General features: G+C 39.7%; 6 protein-coding genes and 1 other RNA gene. 3 read left to right on the top strand and 4 right to left on the bottom strand.

The window, feature by feature from the left end; translation table 11 throughout:
* Positions 1-675, top strand: a 675-nt coding sequence (locus tag ACESK1_RS11340; protein ID WP_372920292.1) for a TonB-dependent receptor domain-containing protein, incomplete at its 5' end; no start/stop codon positions are given.
* 67 nt (positions 676-742) lie between these two features.
* On the opposite strand, the gene ACESK1_RS11335 is transcribed toward ACESK1_RS11340, so the two are convergent.
* Entirely contained in the window at positions 743-2,374 is a 1,632-nt protein-coding gene (locus ACESK1_RS11335) for an ABC-F family ATP-binding cassette domain-containing protein (protein ID WP_372920291.1), read from the bottom strand.
* Between the two features lie 149 nt (positions 2,375-2,523).
* Between ACESK1_RS11335 and ACESK1_RS11330 the strand changes: the two genes are divergently transcribed.
* Positions 2,524-3,948 (top strand): TlpA family protein disulfide reductase, encoded by a 1,425-nt coding sequence (locus tag ACESK1_RS11330; RefSeq protein WP_372920290.1) that lies wholly within the window; start codon positions 2,524-2,526, stop codon positions 3,946-3,948.
* Between the two features lie 71 nt (positions 3,949-4,019).
* Here the strand turns inward: ACESK1_RS11330 and fsa are convergent, their stop codons facing one another.
* From fsa to ffs, 3 genes are all read right to left on the bottom strand, one after another.
* Positions 4,020-4,676 (bottom strand): fructose-6-phosphate aldolase, encoded by a 657-nt coding sequence (gene fsa, locus ACESK1_RS11325; protein ID WP_372920289.1) that lies wholly within the window; start codon positions 4,674-4,676, stop codon positions 4,020-4,022.
* 56 nt (positions 4,677-4,732) lie between these two features.
* The gene (locus tag ACESK1_RS11320) at positions 4,733-5,554 is read right to left on the bottom strand and encodes an SDR family oxidoreductase (RefSeq protein WP_372920288.1); all 822 of its coding nucleotides are present in this window, start codon (positions 5,552-5,554) and stop codon (positions 4,733-4,735) included.
* Between the two features lie 44 nt (positions 5,555-5,598).
* Positions 5,599-5,697: signal recognition particle sRNA small type (gene ffs, locus ACESK1_RS11315), an RNA gene on the bottom strand.
* A gap of 84 nt (positions 5,698-5,781) precedes the next feature.
* Between ffs and ACESK1_RS11310 the strand changes: the two genes are divergently transcribed.
* On the top strand, positions 5,782-6,500 hold a 719-nt coding region (locus tag ACESK1_RS11310), incomplete at its 3' end, for a glutaminyl-peptide cyclotransferase (RefSeq protein ID WP_372920287.1).

Raw genomic sequence — 6,500 nt, 5'->3', positions numbered from 1 at the left:
GAATATGTAGGGAATCCAAACCTTAAAGCTGAAGTGAACAATCAGTTTGAAATCGGGCTTAATGGAAAAGAGGTTTATTCCGGAAACCTGAAACATTTCAGTTTTTCTGCCAGTGCGTTCTATTCGATTTATGAGAATTATATAGTTGGTTTGGTAGATGAGACTTTAATGCGCAGGAATATGCCTAATCAACCACCTGTGCATCCCAAAGTTTTCAGGAACCTGGATGAGGCTTACAAAACAGGTTTTGAGATTTCGGGAGAGCTGGCTTTCGCTTCCGGATTTAGACTGGGAAGTGATTTAGCATACACCTACACCCAAAATGAGGACCTTGGAGAATCCCTGCCTCTTTCCCCACCACTGGTGAGCAGATCTCGTGTGGAATTTGAAAACGAAAAATTCTGGAGCGGAATTTATTACAATATCACCGCCGACCAGGAAAATATCGCTCCTTCTTTTGGCGAAACCAGAACACCGGGTTATAGCCTGATGGATCTCAAAGCCGGAACCACCGCGATTAAGAATCTAAATATAGGTGTGGGCGTGTTAAATGTATTTGACAAGTATTATCACAGTCATTTGAATTTTGCCTTTAATAACCAGGCCGATTTCAGCAGGCAGCCGATTACGGAACCGGGAAGAAATTTCACCCTTTTTGTGAATTACAATTTTTAATCCTTCGGAAATCGAAAACAAAAAATCCCGCGGCTGGCGGGATTTTTTTATTCTAAAATTTAAATGATTAGGCTTCTACTGCGTACATTTTCCCGCGTTGTTCCTTGATCTTAGGATCGTTCATATATTCATCGAAGCTCAGGTACCTGTCAATAGCTCCGTTAGGAGTAAGTTCGATCACTCTGTTGGCTACGGTTTGAGCAAACTCGTGATCATGAGTAGTGAACAAAACCGTCCCTTTAAAGTTCTTCAGAGAATTGTTAAAAGCGGTAATCGATTCCAGATCCAGGTGGTTGGTAGGTTCGTCGAGCATCAACACGTTAGCTCTTGTCATCATCATTCGGCTTAACATGCAACGCACTTTTTCTCCTCCCGAAAGCACTCTTGAGGTCTTTAAAGCTTCCTCTCCGCTAAAAAGCATTTTTCCGAGGAAACCTCGTATATAAACTTCTTCCCTTTCCTCGTCGGTGTTAGCATACTGGCGTAACCAGTCAACCAAAGTCAGGTCATTATCAAAATATTCAGCATTATCAAGCGGAAGATAAGACTGCGAAGTGGTTACTCCCCAGGAGTATTTACCTGAAACAGCTTTCTGTTTTCCGTTTAAAATTTCATAAAAGGCCGTTGTAGCCCTTGAATCCTTAGAATAAACCACAACTTTGTCACCTTTGGCCAGGTTGATGTTCACATCTTTAAAGAGGGTTTCTCCCTCCTGACTGGCTTCCAGTTTTTCTATGTTAAGGATCTGATCTCCGGCTTCACGATCCCGCTCAAAGATGATAGCAGGATACCTTCGGCTGGAAGGCCTGATCTCCTCAATATTAAGCCTGTCAATCATTTTCTTTCGGGAAGTGGCCTGCTTTGATTTAGCTACGTTAGCACTAAATCGCTGGATAAATTCCTGCAGCTCTTTCTTTTTGTCTTCAGCTTTTTTATTTTGCTGGGCACGCTGGCGTGCAGCAAGTTGAGAAGACTCATACCAGAAGGTATAGTTACCGCTAAAGTGGTTTATTTTTCCGAAGTCGATATCAGAAATATGAGTACAAACAGCATCCAGGAAGTGACGGTCATGGGAAACCACGATCACGGTGTTATCATAATTGGCAAGAAAGTTCTCCAACCAGGCAATAGTTTCATAATCCAGGTCGTTGGTAGGCTCATCCATAATAAGTACATCGGGATTTCCAAAAAGCGCCTGGGCTAAAAGCACCCTTACTTTTTGTTTTCCGTCAAGATCTTTCATCAAGGTATAATGATGTTCAGTCTTAATTCCCAGGTTGGATAAAAGGGAAGCAGCTTCACTTTCAGCGTTCCACCCGTTCATTTCTTCAAATTCCACCTGTAGTACTCCAACACGTTCTCCATCGGCATCGCTGAAATCTTCTTTGGCGTAGATCTCATCCATCTCCTTTTTAATAGCGAAAAGCGGTTTATTCCCTTTCATTACGGTTTCCAAAACCGGAAATTCGTCATAAAGCGAGTGATCCTGCTCCAGTACCGACATTCTTTTTCCCGGCTCCAAATGCACGTGACCCGAGGTAGGATCGGATTTCCCTGACAGGATATTTAAGAATGTAGATTTACCGGCCCCGTTAGCGCCAATAATTCCGTAAATGTTACCCTGGGTAAAAGTTGTGCTCACCTCGTCAAACAAAACACGTTTGCCAAATTGAACCGAAAGATTTGAAACTGAAAGCATAAAATATTGTTTGTGTAATTTTTTGCAAAAGTAGCCATTTAACCCCAAATATTTAAAGATTAACTATTTAAATATTCTTTTAACTCCCAGTTAACATTCAGGGTTTTGAGGAGCTCCTATATTTGCCGGAGACTACGATTACAGCCCTAATGAAAATTAAATTCCTTGTTTTTTCCTTGATCATAATGAGCATTCTGGGGTGCAATTCTGATGTAGAAAAAGTTCAGTCTATTTTTATTGGTGGAGAAATTGTCAATCCGAAATCAGAATTCTTCATACTTTCAAAAAACAACACCACTATAGATACCCTCTACCTAAATCAGAATAACAGATTTGGGAAACATTTTGAGGACCTTGAAGAAGGAATATATCGGTTTAACCATCCACCCGAAAACCAGATTCTGTATTTGCAGCCAGGCGATAGTATATTGGTTTGGCTTAATACCCTGGATTTTGATGAATCTATGAATTTTAGTGGAAAAGGTGCTAAAAAGAGTGATTTCCTACTGGATCTTTTTCTTGCTAACCAGAAGGAAAATGAGATGATCCTTTCTTATTATAAATATCAACCGGAGGAATTTACCAGTAAAATAGATTCTATTTACGAAAGTAAAAACCAGCAACTGGAACAGCTTATTGCTCAGAAAGATTTTTCAGAAGATTTCATCGAGATCGCCAGGGCAGGGATAGATTATCAGTATTATCATTTTAAGGAGCGTTACGCCTTTTTAACCAGGAAGTATTTTAAAAAATTAGCCGGGGAAATACCGGAAGATTTTCACGATTACAGGGATAAGATAAATTTTAATAGTAAAAACTTAAACACCTATTACGTATACACCAATTTTATTGATGATTATTTCCGCACCAAAGCTATAGAAAGATGCGATCCAAAACTGCCGCCCAGCGACGATTGTTTTGATCTCAATTCCTTAAATAATATAAGCTACAAAATAATTTTGGCAGATTCTTTAATACAAAATCCACAGATCAAAAATAATTACTTTGACCGTGTGGGATCACAGGGAGTAACTTTTTCCCGTAAAGCCGAGGATATAGATTCTGTAATAAAACTTCTGGAACAAACGAATTACAATCGGGAAAAGCTCAAAAACTTAAAACAGATGACCGGGATTCAAAAGAATCTTTTGCCGGGCAACAATATTGGAAACCTGCCCTTATCCAACGTGGATGGAGACACGATAATGCTTAAGAATATTTCTGATAAACCTATAATCACCTATCATTGGTCTATGTTCTCTAAAGAACATTTTGCCTGGCAACAAGGGATTATCAATAAATTACGCATGAAATATCCCGAAGTGGATTTTGTTGGGATTAACATAGATAAGGATATTCGGGAATCCTGGTCAGAGGTCGTTAAAATGCAAACTACAAATCCCGAAATGGAATTTCACCTGACTTTTGCCCAAACAGACCGTGATTTACTAACTGCCTATCTGAACAAGATGTTTTTTATAGATACTGATGGGGAGATTATCCGGGGAAGCTCTCAATTATATTCGAATACCTTTGAACGGGAGATCCTGGAATTTTTAAACGACTACAATTAGATTGCGATAACTTTATTCATAAAAAAAACCGCTCTGGAAAAAGCGGTTTTTCTATCTAAAATTTGATCTTATTAATTATTTCCTTTTTTATAATCTGCAAGGAATTGTTCCAAACCTATATCGGTAAGCGGATGTTTCAACAATCCTTCAATAGAGGAAAGAGGTCCGGTCATCACATCGGCTCCTAATTTAGCGCATTCCAGTACGTGCATAGTGTGACGAACTGAAGCCGCAAGTATTTCAGTTTCGAAACCATAGTTATCGTAAATCAGTCTTATTTCTGCAATAAGATTCAATCCATCGGTAGAGATATCATCCAGACGTCCGATAAACGGAGAAACATAAGTAGCTCCAGCTTTAGCAGCTAAAAGAGCCTGCCCCGCTGAAAATACCAGAGTACAGTTGGTTCTTATTCCGTTATCACTAAAATATTTGATAGCCTTAACTCCTTCTTTGATCATAGGAACCTTTACAACGATCTGTTCGTGAAGTTCGGCAAGTTCTTCGCCTTCTTTCACCATCCCTTCAAAATCTGTAGCGATAACTTCGGCGCTTACATCTCCGTCTATAAGGTCACAGATCTGTTTGTAATGTTTTAAAATATTGTCTTTTCCGGTAATTCCCTCTTTAGCCATAAGAGAAGGATTAGTGGTTACACCATCCAAAACCCCAAGATCTCTGGCCTCTTTAATCTGATCCAGGTTGGCGGTATCAATAAAAAATTTCATAGTTGTGTTTTTAAAAAGTTTAGTTTTTCCGGGCTACCGGATTCTGGTTCACAAAATTACAATTTATAATGTTTTAGCAACATCCTCTCGTATACTTTATCGGGAAGGATGCGTTTGAGACCAATGGAAAATTTCTGAAGCAACTCCCCTACTTTATAATGCCCCTTAGGTTTAGGGGTATTTATGATCTCATATATCGCTTTTGCCATAAGATCAGGATCTTTGCCCGAATCTACATGCTCATTCATCAGTTTCAGGGTATTCCCGTAGGCTTTTTTATAAGGCGAAGCTTCCAGCACAGGGGCGTGATAACGCCCTGCAGCGATATTAGTTGCAAAATCCCCTGGAGCCACATTGGTCATTTCAATATTGAAATCCTTTAGTTCCATCCGGAAAGCTTCCGTGGTAAGTTCTAATGCTCCTTTTGAGGCTGAATAAATTCCGCGGTAAGGCAAGCCCATATAGCCTGCGATAGAAGTGATATTTATAATGAGGCCTGAACCTTGTTTGCGCATGAACGGCAAAACGGCTTTGATGACTCTAATAGGACCAAAATAATTGGTTTCAAAAGCTTTTCTAATTTCTTCATCGGGGGTTTCTTCGATAGGACCGGTGATGCCCACCCCGGCATTATTCACCAGCACGTCCAACCGGCCTTCTTTTTCGATCACTTCATTTACTGCTGAAGAAATACTTTCATTTTTAGTAACGTCAAGTGCGAGCAATTGAAATTTACTACCGGTAACTTTTTGAGGATTTCTACTGGTTCCGTAAACCTTAAAACCTTTATCCTGAAGAAATTCGCCGATGGATTTTCCGATTCCGGATGAAGCTCCGGTTATCAATATTGTTTTTTGGGGAGAAGTATCTGTTTTCATACGCCGCAAAGATGCGATAAAAATAGGAGAATTCCGGATACAAAAAATGGCAAGCGACCCACATCACACCGCTACGACCGCCTACCCTTGCTGCGTTCCCGCCCTGGGGGATTCAGCAGGAGCTGGTTGTGTGGGACTTGCCGGTGCAAATATACAATCTTTCATACTTCTGGCAAGTAATTTTTAATACGAAATGGTTAATTTAGCCAGAGAAAATTCAGCCTGAAATGATAAGCAAATTTAAGTCCCTGTTACTGTTATTATTAAGTATTACCATTTTTTCCTGCGGAAGCAATTCTGCAAAAAAATCTTCTGATTTTTCACTGAAAATCGAAGAAAACAAAAACGAATTTCAGTTGGGAGAGACGCTAAAGCTTCAGTTAGAGAATAAAAAAGAGCGGGAAATAGATTCGGTTCTATACTATTTTCAGCAGAAAAAATTAAGCCCAGACAATCAAACAGGTCTTTCCTATAAATTTGAACAAGTAAAGCTGGGGAAGCATATTTTTGAGGCAGTGGTTTTCTACGAAGGTAAAACCGACACGATAACATCAAATGTAAAGATCTACAATAATGCTGCGCCGGTTTCCTACACCTATGAGATTGTAAACGAATTCCCCCATGATCAAAATGCTTATACCCAGGGGCTGGAATTTTATAAAGACACGCTATATGAAAGCACAGGACAATACGGCTCCTCCAGTTTGAGAAAAACATATCATGAAACAGGAGAAATTCTTCAGAAGAAAATGCTTTCAGATAACTATTTCGGGGAAGGACTTTCTATACTTAACGGGAAAATCTATCAGCTTACCTGGAATGAAGGAGAAGGACTCATTTACGACCTGGAAGATTTTGAGCAAACAGGGACATTCAGTTACAATCAAAGCAAAGAAGGCTGGGGCCTTTGCAACGATGGCGAGCAATTCTATAAAAGCGATGGTAC

The organism is Salegentibacter sp. (assembly GCF_041642575.1).
Lineage (GTDB): Bacteria > Bacteroidota > Bacteroidia > Flavobacteriales > Flavobacteriaceae > Salegentibacter.
This window is presented reverse-complemented; position numbering and strand designations above follow the sequence as displayed.

Excerpts from the sequence above, each read along its gene's own strand:
- ACESK1_RS11335 (WP_372920291.1), bottom strand. The coding sequence starts at position 2,374 with ATGCTTTCAGTTTCAAATCTTTCGGTTCAATTTGGCAAACGTGTTTTG.
- ACESK1_RS11330 (WP_372920290.1), top strand. The coding sequence starts at position 2,524 with ATGAAAATTAAATTCCTTGTTTTTTCCTTGATCATAATGAGCATTCTG.
- fsa (WP_372920289.1), bottom strand. The coding sequence starts at position 4,676 with ATGAAATTTTTTATTGATACCGCCAACCTGGATCAGATTAAAGAGGCC.
- ACESK1_RS11320 (WP_372920288.1), bottom strand. The coding sequence starts at position 5,554 with ATGAAAACAGATACTTCTCCCCAAAAAACAATATTGATAACCGGAGCT.